The organism is Thalassolituus sp. UBA675 (assembly GCF_002297765.1).
Classification (GTDB): domain Bacteria; phylum Pseudomonadota; class Gammaproteobacteria; order Pseudomonadales; family Oceanobacteraceae; genus Thalassolituus.
This window is the reverse complement of record NZ_DBNJ01000024.1, coordinates 85,955-99,259: the sequence shown is the minus strand read 5'-3', so window position 1 is coordinate 99,259 and position 13,305 is coordinate 85,955. Positions and strand designations below refer to the sequence as shown.

Annotated in this window: 15 protein-coding genes; 11 read left to right on the top strand and 4 right to left on the bottom strand. The window is 54.2% G+C overall.

The features are described 5' to 3' along the window. Positions 1–6: 6 nt before the first annotated feature. Positions 7–762: a GNAT family N-acetyltransferase gene (locus tag B3007_RS10010; protein WP_068434755.1), complete on the bottom strand. Its 756-nt coding sequence runs from the start codon at positions 760–762 to the stop codon at positions 7–9. A gap of 132 nt (positions 763–894) precedes the next feature. Here B3007_RS10010 and B3007_RS10005 point away from each other — a divergent pair, with 132 nt between their 5' ends. Next, a complete protein-coding gene (locus tag B3007_RS10005; RefSeq protein ID WP_301378149.1) occupies positions 895–1,458 on the top strand; it encodes a hypothetical protein in 564 nt (187 codons plus the stop codon). A 51-nt stretch (positions 1,459–1,509) separates the two neighbouring features. On the opposite strand, the gene hemN is transcribed toward B3007_RS10005, so the two are convergent. Beyond that, complete coding sequence (gene hemN / locus B3007_RS10000) at positions 1,510–2,886, bottom strand: oxygen-independent coproporphyrinogen III oxidase (RefSeq protein ID WP_301378148.1); 1,377 nt, start codon at positions 2,884–2,886, stop codon at positions 1,510–1,512. A 366-nt stretch (positions 2,887–3,252) separates the two neighbouring features. Between hemN and B3007_RS09995 the strand changes: the two genes are divergently transcribed. Next, positions 3,253–3,915, top strand: a complete 663-nt coding sequence (locus B3007_RS09995; protein WP_076514057.1) for a TetR/AcrR family transcriptional regulator — start codon at positions 3,253–3,255, stop codon at positions 3,913–3,915. Positions 3,916–3,946: 31 nt separating this feature from the next. Here B3007_RS09995 and B3007_RS09990 read toward each other — a convergent pair whose 3' ends face one another. Both B3007_RS09990 and B3007_RS09985 read right to left on the bottom strand, forming a co-directional pair. Beyond that, entirely contained in the window at positions 3,947–4,243 is a 297-nt protein-coding gene (locus tag B3007_RS09990) for an EscU/YscU/HrcU family type III secretion system export apparatus switch protein (protein WP_068443640.1), read from the bottom strand. Next, positions 4,240–6,252, bottom strand: coding sequence for a flagellar hook-length control protein FliK (locus tag B3007_RS09985; RefSeq protein ID WP_301378147.1), 2,013 nt, complete (start codon positions 6,250–6,252; stop codon positions 4,240–4,242). The genes B3007_RS09990 and B3007_RS09985 overlap by 4 nt, the downstream gene beginning before the upstream one ends. Before the next feature lie 153 nt (positions 6,253–6,405). On the opposite strand from B3007_RS09985, the gene ccmA reads away from it, so the two are divergent. Genes ccmA through ccmI form a run of 9 tightly spaced genes read left to right on the top strand, consistent with a single transcriptional unit; the run spans position 6,406 to position 13,291 of the window. Beyond that, positions 6,406–7,050 carry a cytochrome c biogenesis heme-transporting ATPase CcmA gene (gene ccmA / locus B3007_RS09980; RefSeq protein ID WP_068443647.1) on the top strand — a complete coding sequence of 215 codons (645 nt, stop codon included), beginning with the start codon at positions 6,406–6,408 and terminating at the stop codon, positions 7,048–7,050. Continuing rightward, on the top strand, positions 7,047–7,715 hold the full coding sequence (gene ccmB, locus B3007_RS09975) for a heme exporter protein CcmB (RefSeq protein WP_068435549.1): 669 nt from the start codon (positions 7,047–7,049) through the stop codon (positions 7,713–7,715). The genes ccmA and ccmB overlap by 4 nt, the downstream gene beginning before the upstream one ends. Positions 7,716–7,721: 6 nt before the next feature. Then, the gene (locus B3007_RS09970) at positions 7,722–8,468 is read left to right on the top strand and encodes a heme ABC transporter permease (RefSeq protein WP_068443649.1); all 747 of its coding nucleotides are present in this window, start codon (positions 7,722–7,724) and stop codon (positions 8,466–8,468) included. Continuing rightward, complete coding sequence (gene ccmD / locus B3007_RS09965) at positions 8,468–8,656, top strand: heme exporter protein CcmD (RefSeq protein ID WP_068443651.1); 189 nt, start codon at positions 8,468–8,470, stop codon at positions 8,654–8,656. Before B3007_RS09970 ends, ccmD begins: the two co-directional genes overlap by 1 nt. Next, complete coding sequence (gene ccmE / locus B3007_RS09960) at positions 8,640–9,113, top strand: cytochrome c maturation protein CcmE (protein ID WP_068443654.1); 474 nt, start codon at positions 8,640–8,642, stop codon at positions 9,111–9,113. The genes ccmD and ccmE overlap by 17 nt, the downstream gene beginning before the upstream one ends. Beyond that, entirely contained in the window at positions 9,113–11,077 is a 1,965-nt protein-coding gene (locus tag B3007_RS09955) for a heme lyase CcmF/NrfE family subunit (protein WP_301378146.1), read from the top strand. Before ccmE ends, B3007_RS09955 begins: the two co-directional genes overlap by 1 nt. Then, positions 11,074–11,595: a DsbE family thiol:disulfide interchange protein gene (locus B3007_RS09950; protein WP_068437540.1), complete on the top strand. Its 522-nt coding sequence runs from the start codon at positions 11,074–11,076 to the stop codon at positions 11,593–11,595. The genes B3007_RS09955 and B3007_RS09950 overlap by 4 nt, the downstream gene beginning before the upstream one ends. Then, complete coding sequence (locus tag B3007_RS09945) at positions 11,592–12,056, top strand: cytochrome c-type biogenesis protein (RefSeq protein ID WP_301378145.1); 465 nt, start codon at positions 11,592–11,594, stop codon at positions 12,054–12,056. Before B3007_RS09950 ends, B3007_RS09945 begins: the two co-directional genes overlap by 4 nt. Continuing rightward, positions 12,053–13,291, top strand: a complete 1,239-nt coding sequence (gene ccmI / locus B3007_RS09940; RefSeq protein ID WP_301378144.1) for a c-type cytochrome biogenesis protein CcmI — start codon at positions 12,053–12,055, stop codon at positions 13,289–13,291. The genes B3007_RS09945 and ccmI overlap by 4 nt, the downstream gene beginning before the upstream one ends. The last annotated feature ends 14 nt before the right edge of the window (positions 13,292–13,305 follow it).

The window sequence follows — 13,305 nt, the reverse complement described above, 5'->3', positions numbered from 1 at the left end:
GATTCTTCAGCCGCGCAGAATGCGGCTGAGGAAGCGGTAGTTCATATCTTCCCGGCGCAGCAGAATCATAGCGTCGGCGACTCCGAAGTCTGCATCCAGGTACGGTTCACCACAGATTTTTACGCCAATTCTCAGGTAGGCCTTCAGCAATGACGGAACCAGGGACTTACCGTCGAGTTCAGTATTGGTCGCAGGCACCGGAATTTTGGGAACAGCGCGCAGGTTGTCAGGGGTCATATGTTTTTCACGCAGATGATCCATGATGGCGTTGGCCTGCTCGAAACCACCAGATACAGGAATTGAACAACACCCCATCAGGTAGTCGATGCGGTTCACTTCCATATACTCTGCAAGGAATCCCCAGAGATAGCCAATGGCGGCACCCGTGCGGAAATCAGGATCAACACAGGTACGACCGATTTCCATGTACGTCTTGCCCGGTTTCAGGACTTTACTCAGGTCAAACTCGGTAGACGAATAGAAGCCGCCGGCGCGGGCTGCCAGGTCATTGGTCAGGATACGACTGTAGGCAACGACGGTATCGGTATCGTTGTCCTTTACGATCAGGTGCATGCAGATGTCATCGAAACGATCTTTATCGATGCCCATGTCCGCGCCTTGAACGTCGGCACCCATGTCTTCGGCAAAAACACGGTAACGGAGCTCAAGCGCCTGACGAATCTCACGCGGATCTGAAGTAATGCGTGCCACCATGCCGGTTGCTGGCTCTGTGGCTCTCAGTTGGGCATTAGACTGTGCCATGTGTTTTCCTGTTTCTTTTTTCACGCCGGAATTTATAACAGTTCTGTGACAAACGGATGACATTTCCGTGCAGAACCTTACCTCTCGTGTGGCCTGTCAGAAAGCGGCTATCCTAAGTGCATGGAGGTAATTATGAAACCTTTGTTACAGATATTTTTATTGTTTTTCTGTGCGTCTTCACATGCTGTCCCCTATATCAGTCCGGAAGCAGCGATTGAGGTACTCAATCGTGATTACGCTGGTGAAACTTTATACTGGAAACCAGCTTCCTTGCCATTGACTCTATCGCAGTCAGATCGCAGCGCTGAGGCCAGTCAGCTGGCGGAACTCTTCGACATGGAGTTGATCGGGCGTGAGCGGAAAATTTCGACTGAGGAAATAGAAAAAGGGCGCAAGCGTGTGGTCGTTGCCTGGCGTTACTACTGGTTAGATGACGCAGTTACTGGGATGCCATACGGTACGCGGCGTGTAAAGTCTCTGGTGACGATGACGGACCCGATCGAGCGCGATGCCCGATGGTTTGTCGAAGTAAATATTCGGTGGTTTGTCGACGGTCTGGCAGACTGGATCAGCGAGCCGGTCTTCAGGCGTGCAAGACCTCTCAGGCGCGCTATGGAGTCCGAAGAAAAGCCCTTTGAAGCGACCCTTTACCTTGAGTACGTCGATCACCACTGGCGTTTGTGGCAGCCAGAGTAGGTCTGGTGCCACATCGTTCGATGCATAGCTCTGGCAGGGCGATAAAGCGATTCAGATGGCCTTAGAAAACCGCGGAGTTTCGTTCTCATCCCGGTATGCATCAAACGCCATACATACCTGACGGACCATCAGGCGTCCGGCATTGGTAACACTGATGGCTTCACTTGTAACCGTCACCAGTCCATCCTTTTCCATTTCACGCAATTGTTCTGTCGAGCGACTCAGATAGGAGCGGCTGTCGATGGCAAAGAGTGTATTCAGATCATCGAACTTAACCGTCAGATGACAGAGCAGGCTCATAATGACTGTCTTTCTGATCAGGTCGTCTGTGGTTGATGAAACTTGCCGCATCGTTGGAAGCAGCCCCTTGTTGAGTTGCTCGCCCCAGTTGCCCAGGTCCGTCTGGTTCTGGAAAAAAGAAGAGCCAATCTGACTGATGGAAGACACGCCGAAGCCGATCAGGTCACAGTTACCATGAGTGGTGTAGCCCTGGAAATTACGGTGTAGCTTGCCTTTCTGTTGAGCAATGGCCAGCTCATCGTCCGGTAGGGCGAAGTGGTCCATACCTATGTATTGATAGCCCGCTTGATCGAGCCTGGTGATGGCCGTACCGAAGATGGCCAGCTTCTCAGGCGCATCCGGGAGGTCCTCTGAGTTAATGCGACGCTGAGGCATAAAACGCTCTGGCAGGTGAGCGTAATTAAAGATGGAGAGTCTGTCCGGGCGCATATCGATGATGCGCTCCAGTGTCTCGGCAAAGGTTGATCGGGTCTGGTGAGGTAAACCATAGATAAGATCAATATTAATAGACCTGAACCCCAGCGCCCGCGCGTCTCGCATCACAGCCTCAATCATTTCCTCTGGCTGAACACGGTTCACAGCAATCTGCACACGCTCGTTCAGATCCTGAACACCAAAGCTGACGCGGTTAAAGCCTAGGTCCCGTAGGGTCTTCAGGGTGTCAGGGCCCAGCTCTCGAGGGTCAATTTCAATCGAGAAATCTGAACTCTCGTTATCCTGAAGGCTGAACCTCTGACGAACGTATGTCATCAGTTGTCGCAACTGATCATCACTCAGGTACGTTGGCGTGCCGCCCCCCAGGTGCAGTTGCTCAACCGGACGTGAGCGGTCAACCAATGCCGCTTTCAGATCGATTTCACGGTAAAGCTCTGCCAGGTAGGCTTCTGCGCGGTCTCTGTGTTTTGTCACTATTTTGTTGCAGCCGCAGTAGTAACAGACGTGACGGCAGAAAGGGATGTGAAAGTAGAGCGATAGTGGTTTATCAGAGTCAGCAGCCAGCGCGGAGCGCTCACAGGCATCAGATGTCGCCGGTGTAAATTCCACCGCTGTAGGATAAGAGGTGTATCTCGGCCCGGCGCGGTTATAACGCTGGATCATCAGTGGGTCCCAAGTAAGGTGTTGCGACATGTGCTGGCCTGTTTTTTGAATATTTGAATAAGTATTGAAGAAGTAAGTGACGATGAATTAGCAGAAGAATACGCTTGCGATCAGCCGGGCATCTTGTCCTGAATCAAATCACGGGTAGATTCAAACGTCTCTTAGTCGGTTACTGATGGATGCTGCCAACAGCCTGATGAGGAATTTGGCGGGTTTGGTCTGGTGCTGGACAGGATAGTCCCTTAAAGTGTGGGGGATTGTTGAGGTTAGGCCTCTGATGGCCTTGATTTTATCAATGATTGATCGTTTTATAGTCGCTTTCCTGACTATGTACATGAAGTGCAGCGAAAAATTCTAATAAACATGCGTACATGATTGGAGCATTTGGGGTCAGCTATGCCTAAAAAGCCGTTTACACCGGAAGAAATTGCCGCGCAGCGCGAACGAATTATGGACAGCGCGTCGCACGTGATGGCTGAGGTTGGCTTTCATCATCTGTCGATGCGAAAACTGGCATCTCAACTCGGGATGACAGCAAGCAACATCTATAACTATTTTCCTAACAAAGAATCTCTGTTCGTTTTCACCCGTCGCCGCGGTTTTGAAATGGCGTTCCAGGATATTAACGAGCAGATGAGTCAGCATCTTGACCCGCGTTCGGCACTCTATAACTTTGCCGGGCACCTGATTCAGTTTGCGCAGCGCTCACCGGGCTATTACCAGCTGATGTTCCAGCCACCCAAAATGACGCTGACGGACCCGGAAGTTGTCGATCGTGACGTGCTACTCCAGGTGGATCGTCTGGCCGAAGAATGGCAGTCGCACCTGTTATCTATGCTGGCAGATGCGGTTCCGGCCATCTCTGCTGCCTCAGAGGCACGACAGAAACAACTGGCGTTGTTTTTCGTTTCGTCTCTGCATGGACTCATTGATACTTATTACTACAAAGCCCTGCCTAAACTGCTCTCAGGCGTTGATCTGATTCCTGATGATGTGGTCGAAACACACATCGGTTGGTTGCTGGCTTCCCTCGAACATCAGGCCGAGAGCATTCACTGAGGTGGCTCAGTGCTTCGATAACAGATCGGGTTTACTTGCTGCCTTTCGGTTGACCCGGAAGGCGGCCTTCTAAGCGATAAACGAAGGCCAGGATCTCAGCGATCACCTGATAGAGCTGTTCAGGAATTTCTTCCCCGACCTCAAGTTGCCCCAGCCAGGTGGCAAGTTCTGCATTCTCATACACCGGGACTTCGTGCGCGATGGCGACGGAAATGATGGCTTGTGCAAGATCGTATTCGCCGCTGGCACTGACGTGAGGGGCGTGTTCGCCATCGTAGGCCAGAGCAATGGCTTCGGTTGCGTTCAGCAGGTGCTCAGGAATCGTCATGTGTGAATATCCACCAGTGAATGTCTAATAACTGGCTGCTCGCCGGGTAATTTTCGCCCATGGCGCGCTCGCAGCTCGCCCACGTCTGCTCCGAGTAAGGTCAGGGTTTCTCGCAGTGGTCGCAATGCCTGTTGAATTTCCGACAAGGTATCTGAGGTTTCTGACCAGAAGGTCGCAGATACCGCCGGGGGACATAAGTCCAGTTCGATATCCAGCGGGCCGAGCGTTTCCAGATCAAAGTGCAGGGTGAGTTGCCAGCGCGACTGTTTCTTCTGGTCATCCTCAGGTGCGCCTTGATCGTCATCTCGTTTAAGGCACAGCAGGTCCTGCTTGATCGTGTCGTTGTCCCGCCACATCAGGGGGACCTGATACTGAGTTGTATCCTGTGTCTGCACCAGGCGAACCTGCTCGGATTCGGTCTGGGACAGGGCGGTCTGCAGTAAACGGAAGGTTTCGGGGCGCAGCCCCTCGTTGAGCGCACCTGCCAATGGATTGGTCTGGGCGCCTGATCGTGCCGCTGCCATCGTAGCGCTTCCTGTAGCGCCTTCTGACGTGGCGGCTGGGTTGCTTTGACTGCGCCCCAAAATAAACAGGAGTAATCCTTTGAGGTTATCGCCGGGAATGACCGGCGAGCTTTGCAGTGCTGAACTTGCGGTTGAACTGGCCGATGAGCTACTTAGCAGAGCGGCCAGCTGGGCGGCACTTGTCTCAGAATTAGCCGGGCCCTCAGAAGACAGTTGCTTCTGCAGTGTTTCAATCGCAGATAGCAGCGATGGCTTGGTGATCGCAGAGGTGTCGGTGCTGATGGACTGACGTAAAGACTCTGATGCGCCGTTCGCCGCTGAGCTTGCCGTTGAACTTGTTGGGGCTCCAGCGTGTGCAGAGGCCTTGCTCCAGAGCGCCTTAAAAACAGATGCGACGGTTGTCGGTGATGAAACAGGCTCACCGGACCCGGACGCAGAAGCACTGCCCTGCGGTGTCGCAGCAAGACGAAATAACTGGCTCTCGTAATTCAGTGGGCTATTGGATATGGCTTTGTGAAGGCCTGATGGTGAACTGAGTTGCGCCGCATCGGGCAGGTTTCTGACTAACGACTCGGTCGCTTGCAACAGGCTGGGCTGGCTATTTCTGTTAGCTCCGGCAGATGTCAGGTCATTTAACACGGCGCGCAGAACAGCACTGTAGTCGGGGGTAGAGGTTGTCGCGACAGAGGGGCCTCGCAGTCCCGCACTGCTACCGACTGAATACCCGTTAGATACTGAGGCTGCCTGGGTTGGAGCTTGTCCTGACAATGTTGCTACTGATCCTGACTGCAGTGAACTTCCTTGTGACCAGCCAGCACGCGCCATCAGTAGGGCTTTTATCGTATCCGGTAACGCTGCTGTGGAAGACGTTGTAGCGCCAGCGCCAGAGGCAGATGTTGGGTTCTGCTGCAGGATGGCAGAGGACGCGGTTATGCCATTGCTGGCTCTGGCGAGCTGGAGCGCGGCGGTTAACTGCAACTGTTGCGCCATCGACTGTAACTGTGAGGCCAGCGAAGCATTCCCGGAGGCCTGAGAGGCAGGGTTGGTTGATGTCTGTGACGCCTGACCTTGTGGAAGTTTAATCTCTGTAATTACGACACTGGGAGGCGTTTGCTCGGTCACCCGCAATGATACTTCGGCGCCTACCGGTAAGGGATGCGAGCTCTGAAGGTTCAGCGACTTCCCTTGAGAGGTGACTGTGATCTGCCAGTTGTTTGGGCTTGAGGGGTTTCTGTCGCGTGAGCCGTTTTCTCTGCCGTTATTCTTCGCGCTATCAGTGACGTCAGCGCTCGTCTGGCGACCGGATGTTGGAGGTTCAGAAGTACGCCGACTCGCTGTCACTGTGGCTGAAAACTCGACGTCTGATTTCGCGGAAGGGCCCGACGAAGCAGCTGACGATGAGCGCGCAGAAGAAGCCCCTGACGTTTCGCTGCGTACAGCCTTTGTCAGCGCGCTCTGTATCAGGGGCATATCAGGTGTTTTCATAGTTCACCTTATCGGCGCAGATTGACAAATCTTTATTGCGCTGGCTCAGCGTTGTCGTTGGCTTTTTCGGTATAATGCGTGCGCCAGATTTATTGATGACTCGCTGGCGCTTCACTTATTTGGCCATAGTATGGCCCGGAAATCGAGGTTCTGATGACGCCACAGCAGGGCGCCCAGCAAACATTACTCAGCGCGAGCGAACTCTATTGCGAGCGTGATGACCGTGTCCTTTTCGAAGGGCTGTCGCTGAGTATCTCAGATGGTGAGCTGATCCAGCTGGCAGGTCCTAATGGTGCCGGTAAAACGACGTTACTGAGGTTGCTGGCCGGGCTGAACCGCGATTTCAATGGGCAACTGCTCTGGCACAATGCGCCTATGACGACGGTGTACTCTGAGTATGCCCATCACCGCTTGTATATGGGACATCTGTCCGCGGTAAAAAAATCCCTGACCGCACTCGAGAATCTACGTTGGTTGACCGCGCAGGATAAAGCATCGGAAGAGGAACTCTGGGACGCTCTCGAACAGGTCGCGTTGGCGGGTTACGAGCATACTCCCTGCCTGCAACTCTCGGCCGGTCAGCAACGCCGTGTTGCGCTCGCACGTTTAAAAGTCAGCAAGGCCCCACTCTGGATATTGGACGAACCTTTTACCGCTCTGGATAAGGACGGTGTTTCATGGCTTGAGCGCGAACTGCAGTCTCACGTATCGAACGGTGGTGCTGTGATCATCACCAGCCATCACGCGCTTGAAGGTATTCCGGGATTACGCCGGATAGAGCTCGGAGGTGTCGCATGAGCCTGGTTCGGGCTACGGTTCGTCGAGACCTCTTGCTGGCTGCCAGAAACCCTGGTGAGTGGGCAAACCCGCTGATGTTTTTCCTGATGGTCGCGGCTTTGTTTCCGATGGCGGTCGACCCGAATCCTGAGTTTCTCTCAAAAATCGCGGGCGGCGTGATCTGGGTAGCCGCCTTGTTGGCGACGCTGTTGTCGTTAGACTCCCTGTATCGTGCCGATGTTGAAGACGGTTCACTGGAGCAATGGCTGGCATCGGGTGAATCTCTGTATGCGATGTCGCTTGGAAAAGCCTTGGTGCACTGGTGCATCAGCGGCCTGCCTCTGACTCTGATGTCGCCCTTATTAGGTGTGATGCTGCATCTGCCGGAACACGCCTATTTCGCTTTATTTATCAGCCTGGCCGTGGGGACCCCAGTTCTGAGTCTGCTGGGCGCCGTCGGGGCCGCGCTGACTGCCAGTCTGAGAAGCGGCGGTCTGTTATTGACGCTGTTGATTCTGCCTCTGTACGTCCCTGTGCTGATCTTTGCAGCCAGTGCGGTTTATCACGCCGGGATCGGAATGGCTTACAATGGCCAGGTTGCTATGTTGGGGGCCATGTTAGCGCTGGCTCTCGCATTAACCCCTTTTGCTGCTGGTGCAGCCTTAAAACTGAATTTATCGCGGTAACTGAATATGTGGCAGTGGCTTGTACGACTCTATCATCGACTCGGATCACCTAAGTGGTTCTATGAAATGACCGAGCGCTGGATCTTCTGGCTAGCGTTAGCGGCAGGTGGCTCGGCGATTGTCGGTCTGGTGCTTGGTTTGTTGTACGCGCCTGCAGATTATCAGCAAGGCGATAGCTTCAGAATTATCTACATCCATGTACCTGCGGCTCTGTTGGCTCAGAGTGCCTATATGATGATGGCGGTTGCCGGTGCTGTGTACCTGATCTGGCGTATGAAAATGGCCGCCTGGGTGGCGAAGGTGATTGCGCCTGTCGGTGCGGCATTCTGCCTGATCGCGCTGCTGACGGGGGCTATCTGGGGTAAACCGACCTGGGGCACCTGGTGGGTCTGGGATGCGCGCCTGACGTCTATGTTGATGCTGTTGTTTCTTTATTTCGGCGTAATGGCGCTGCAGCAGGCGATGGAGTCAGAGGAAGCATCGTACAAGGCGGGGGCTATTCTCGCGCTGGTCGGTCTGGTGAATATTCCGATCATTAAGTATTCGGTGGAGTGGTGGAATACGCTGCATCAGCCAGCCACTCTCAAGTTGACCGAGAAACCGTCCATGCACCCGGATATGCTCTGGCCACTGCTGATCATGATTGTCAGTACTTATCTGTTTTTCGCACTGGTCGTCATTTTGCGTACACGTAACGAAATCCTCTGGCATGAGCGTAAACGCCAGTGGGTTCGAAAGATTCTGGAGTCCTGATGGAATTTTCTTCGTTAGCTGAATTTATTGCGATGGGAAAACACGGTTTTTATGTCTGGCTTTCGTACGGACTGACCGCCGTGATCATCGCCTTTGTTGTGATGCAGCCGATTCTGCATCGCCGTCGTTTATTGAAAGAGCAGGCCCAGCGTCTGCGTCGGGAGAAGCGTAATGCACCCTCAGCGTAAAAAACGTCTGCATCTGATTCTGTTTCTGGTTCTGGCTGTAGCATCTGCGGTCGGACTAGCCATGTACTCACTGTCACAGAATATCAACCTGTTTCAGACGCCGACACAGATTGCTAACGGCGAAGTGCCACCGGGCCGCACGATTCGTGCGGGTGGTCTGGTCGTTGAAGGAAGCGTTGAACGCGATCAGCAGGGGCTTGGGGTTACCTTCCGTGTGACCGATGGTCAGTCTGAAGTGCCTGTTTTCTATGACGGTATCCTGCCGGACCTGTTTCGTGAAGGTCAGGGGATTGTGGCCTTGGGTGAAGTGAACACAGAAGGACTGTTTGTTGCTTCAGAGGTTCTGGCGAAACACGATGAAAATTACATGCCGCCTGAAGTTCAGGCAGCGCTGGAGCAGGCCCATCAGGACGGTAAAGCCCAGATGGAAGCAGCGGCCAAGGAGGCAAGCTACTGATGCTGAATACCGCAATGCTTCATCTGCCGGAGATCGGGCAGTTTGCACTGATACTGGCCTTCATTATGGCCGTCCTGCAGGTCATCATTCCGCTCTTCGGTGTAAACCGCGGGCAGCTCTGGTTGATGGGCTATGCGCGCCCATTGGCCGTGGGTCAGGCGCTGTTTCTGGTGATCAGTCTGGTATTGCTGGCGACCAGTTTCGTGATGGATGATTTTTCGGTTGCTTACGTGGCCGCTAACAGCAACAGCCTGCTGCCGACACCTTATAAAATAAGTGCTGTCTGGGGGGCTCACGAGGGCTCGCTGCTGCTATGGGTCACTATGCTGGGTCTGTGGGGCGTAGCCGTTGCTTTACTCAGCCGCTCACTGCCATTGGATATGGTTGCGCGTGTGCTGTCGATCATGGGGATGGTATCGGTTGGTTTTATCCTGTTTACCCTGGAAACCTCAAACCCTTTTGCTCGTATTCTGCCAAGCCCGCCGCAGGACGGTGCTGACCTCAATCCGCTGCTGCAGGATTTTGGTCTGATCGTACACCCTCCAACACTTTATATGGGCTATGTGGGTCTGTCGGTTGCGTTCGCTTTCGCACTCGCAGCACTTATGAGCGGCCGCCTTGATGCTGCCTGGGCACGCTGGTCACGCCCATGGACCACGGCTGCCTGGATCTTTCTGACCGTCGGTATTGCTCTGGGAAGCTGGTGGGCGTACTACGAACTCGGCTGGGGCGGCTGGTGGTTCTGGGACCCGGTAGAGAATGCATCGCTTATGCCCTGGCTGGTAGCAACGGCGTTACTGCACTCTCTTGCTGTGACAGAAAAGCGTGGTCTGTTTAAAAGCTGGACGGTGCTGCTTGCGATTTTTGCCTTCTCTCTGAGTCTGTTGGGGACTTTTCTGGTGCGTTCTGGCGTTCTTACGTCGGTGCATGCATTCGCATCCGACCCGGAGCGGGGCGTATTCATTCTTGCCTTGTTAGGGATATGTGTTGGCGGCTCCTTGCTGCTTTACGCGCTCAAGGCGCCGACCGTCGCCTCGGTGGGGCGGTATGACGTTGTCTCGCGGGAGACCGCACTGCTGGTCAACAACCTGTTGCTGGTGGTGATGGCTCTGGCGGTACTGACCGGCACACTGTACCCGCTGGTGTACGATTTTATGGGGCTGGGTAAGCTGTCGGTAGGCGCGGCCTGGTTCAATACCATGTTTGTTCCTTTGACCGTGGCGCTGGCGCTATTGATGGGCGTGGGTGCTATGACCCGCTGGAAGTCCGATCGTGTCAGTCGACTCGGCGGCCAGCTTTGGATCGCAGGCGTTCTGGCCATCGTGTTCGCGATTGTTGTGGCGCTGCTGCTGTCTGAGGCTGTGAACGGCAGTGTGGTTCTTGGGCTGGGTATCTCTTTCTGGCTGATCTTTGCAACCTGTGCCGATGTGTGGAAAAAATCGAGAGGCCGTTTAGGCAAAATACCTTCACTCGGTGTGAGTTATCTGGGCATGGTGATCGCTCACGTGGGTGTTGCTGTGACGATTATCGGCGTCACTATGGTGTCCAATTACAGCATCGATAAATCGGTGCGCATGGTACCGGGGCAGGTAGAAACTCTGGGTGATTATCAGTTCGAATTTACTGAAGCCGGAACGATAGATGGGCCTAACTACACATCGCAAGCGACGCGTTTCAACCTCTATAAAGAAGGTAAGAATATTGAAGTGCTGACTGCGGAAAAGCGCCGTTATCACGCCCGAGGCAGCGTTATGACCGAGGCTGCGATAGACGTCACTCTGTTCCGTGATGTTTACATCTCTATGGGTGAAGCCCTGGAAGGTGACGCCTGGGGGATGCGTCTACAGGTTAAACCTTACATGCGTTGGGTATGGCTGGGCGCTATCTTTATGTCGCTCGGTGGCTTTATGGCCGTGCTGGATAAGCGTTACCGCCGTCGTCAGAAAAAGGAGAAGCTGGCATGAACCGTCTGCTGCTATTTATCCCGCTGGTCATCTTCGCTCTGATGGGGTTGGTCTTCTGGGTTGGCCTGGGTATCGAAGATAAAACCAGTCTGCCGTCACCGCTTATCGGTAAGCCATTTCCGGAATTCGAGCTGGGTGTCGTCGAAGACGGCAGAACCCTGACAACGAAAGATCTGCAGGGGCAACCGGCCCTGGTGAATGTGTGGGCAACCTGGTGCCCGACATGCAAAGCCGAGCACGCCTTTCTGAATGAGCTGGCAGAGCAGGGCATCCGCATCATCGGAATTAATTACAAGGATGATGTGATGAAAGCACGGGACTGGCTCAAGGCTTACGGCAATCCCTATGCATACAACCTGTCTGATCCTCAGGGAAAGCTTGGCCTCGAGCTGGGCGTGTATGGCGCTCCTGAAACCTTTCTGATTGATTCAGAAGGCATTATCCGCGGTAAGCACATTGGCGACCTGAACCCTGTGGTCTGGGAATCTCTGGGTAAACAATTCGGAGAGATGCAATGAAACACTGTCTTTGGTTGTTGTGCCTGATTGCATTGCCTTCATGGTCGGTGATTGATGGGCACAAGTATCTGTTTCAGGACCCGGAAGATGCAGCACGGTTTGAGCAGCTTGCAGAAGATCTGCGTTGCCCTAAGTGTCAGAACCAGAACCTGGCCGATTCCAATGCGCCGGTCGCTGCGGATCTCCGGGACAAGGTGTATGAGCTGATGCAGGAAGGTAAGTCTGACGATGAAGTCGTGACTTATCTGGTTGATCGCTACGGTGATTTCGTTCGTTATAAGCCACCATTCCGGTTGGATACTCTGCTGTTGTGGGGAGGCCCTGCGCTTCTTTTGCTCTCCGGAATTCTGCTGCTGGCGCTGTTGCGACGTCAGCAGGCTCAGCCCGTTGCCGAGTTGTCTGCGGAAGAGCGGGCCCGCCTCGAAGCGTTGAAATCCAGTCTCGATGAGGAAAACAAATGATTACTGGTCTGATCGGCCTGTTGGTTGTACTTCTGCTGGTGCTGTTATACCCAGCCATTCGAAATGCTCAGGCTGAAGCGGCAACCCCCGGTAAACTACAGGCTCAGGAAAACCTGAGACTCTATAAAGAGCGGGTAGCTGACGTCGAGGCGATGGACATCAGTGAAGACGACCGTAAGGCTATGATGCTTGAGCTGGACCGGGAGCTGCTGGCTGCTGCGGACAAAGCGGCAGGATTTCACACCGGGCCGGGTAAGGCTGCGCGTTTTGCCTTCACATCATTTCTGATTCTTCTGTCTCTTGCGGCGACCTACTCACTGTACATGAGCTGGGGGGCTGGCAACGAAGTCCGGGCGACACAGCTACTGGAATACTCGGCAACGTCAGAGCTATCTGAAACCGAATACAAAGAATTGGAGAAGCGACTTGATTCTGCCGGTGCTCGTGACCCCGAGAATCTGGAGTGGGCGTTTCTGAGAGGGCGGCTACTGGAAGCAGAAGCACGTTTTGCCGAAGCGGCAGAAGCCTACGAAAATCTGCTGACCAAGCTTCCGGATGAACAGGTGCAGGACCGGGCGGCCATCATGACGTCAATGGTTCAGGCGCGCTTCTTCTCGACTGGGCAGCAGGCTACGGATGAGCTCTACAATACCCTGAAAGAAGCGCTGGCACTGGCGCCAGGGCAGCGTAAACCGCTGGGTTTAGCCGGGATCATGGCTTATGAGCTGGGTAATTATCAGCAAGCCATCGAACACTGGAAGGCTCTCTGGATACAGTTGCCGGAAGGCAGTATGGAAGCCCGAACCATTGCTAATGGTATTGGTCGCGCTGCTGAAGTCTTGGAAGAGCAGGGCACTCGTGTTGACCTGAGCTGGATGGTCCCTGCGCGAGTTGAAGTGTCCGTTGCGCTGGCAGACGACGTTCGTCAGCAGGTGCCAGTCAATGCGACCGTATTTGTTCTGGCGCGTAAGCTGGATGGGCCGCCGATGCCACTCGCAGTTCAGCGTCTTGTGGTTTCCCAGTTGCCGACCACGGTCGTGCTGGATAACTCGATGGCGATGGCAGCAGGCGCCAGTATTGGTGACGTTGATGAGGTGACCATTACTGCCCGAGTTTCTCTATCCGGCCAGCCAATGGCTCAGGCGGGAGACTGGCAGGGGCAGGTCTTTAATGTTCCGACCAGAGGCTCTGAGGCCATTCAGGTGACTATCTCAGAGCAGGTCAGCGGCGAATAACAAAGCCACAAAGC

Coding starts and splice junctions, on each gene's coding strand:
- B3007_RS09955 (WP_301378146.1), top strand. CDS start 9,113: ATGCTGAATACCGCAATGCTTCATCTGCCGGAGATCGGGCAGTTTGCA.
- B3007_RS09950 (WP_068437540.1), top strand. CDS start 11,074: ATGAACCGTCTGCTGCTATTTATCCCGCTGGTCATCTTCGCTCTGATG.
- ccmA (WP_068443647.1), top strand. CDS start 6,406: ATGACGCCACAGCAGGGCGCCCAGCAAACATTACTCAGCGCGAGCGAA.
- ccmE (WP_068443654.1), top strand. CDS start 8,640: ATGCACCCTCAGCGTAAAAAACGTCTGCATCTGATTCTGTTTCTGGTT.
- hemN (WP_301378148.1), bottom strand. CDS start 2,886: ATGTCGCAACACCTTACTTGGGACCCACTGATGATCCAGCGTTATAAC.
- ccmD (WP_068443651.1), top strand. CDS start 8,468: ATGGAATTTTCTTCGTTAGCTGAATTTATTGCGATGGGAAAACACGGT.
- B3007_RS09995 (WP_076514057.1), top strand. CDS start 3,253: ATGCCTAAAAAGCCGTTTACACCGGAAGAAATTGCCGCGCAGCGCGAA.
- ccmB (WP_068435549.1), top strand. CDS start 7,047: ATGAGCCTGGTTCGGGCTACGGTTCGTCGAGACCTCTTGCTGGCTGCC.
- B3007_RS09945 (WP_301378145.1), top strand. CDS start 11,592: ATGAAACACTGTCTTTGGTTGTTGTGCCTGATTGCATTGCCTTCATGG.
- B3007_RS10010 (WP_068434755.1), bottom strand. CDS start 762: ATGGCACAGTCTAATGCCCAACTGAGAGCCACAGAGCCAGCAACCGGC.
- B3007_RS09990 (WP_068443640.1), bottom strand. CDS start 4,243: ATGACGATTCCTGAGCACCTGCTGAACGCAACCGAAGCCATTGCTCTG.
- B3007_RS09970 (WP_068443649.1), top strand. CDS start 7,722: ATGTGGCAGTGGCTTGTACGACTCTATCATCGACTCGGATCACCTAAG.
- B3007_RS09985 (WP_301378147.1), bottom strand. CDS start 6,252: ATGAAAACACCTGATATGCCCCTGATACAGAGCGCGCTGACAAAGGCT.
- B3007_RS10005 (WP_301378149.1), top strand. CDS start 895: ATGAAACCTTTGTTACAGATATTTTTATTGTTTTTCTGTGCGTCTTCA.
- ccmI (WP_301378144.1), top strand. CDS start 12,053: ATGATTACTGGTCTGATCGGCCTGTTGGTTGTACTTCTGCTGGTGCTG.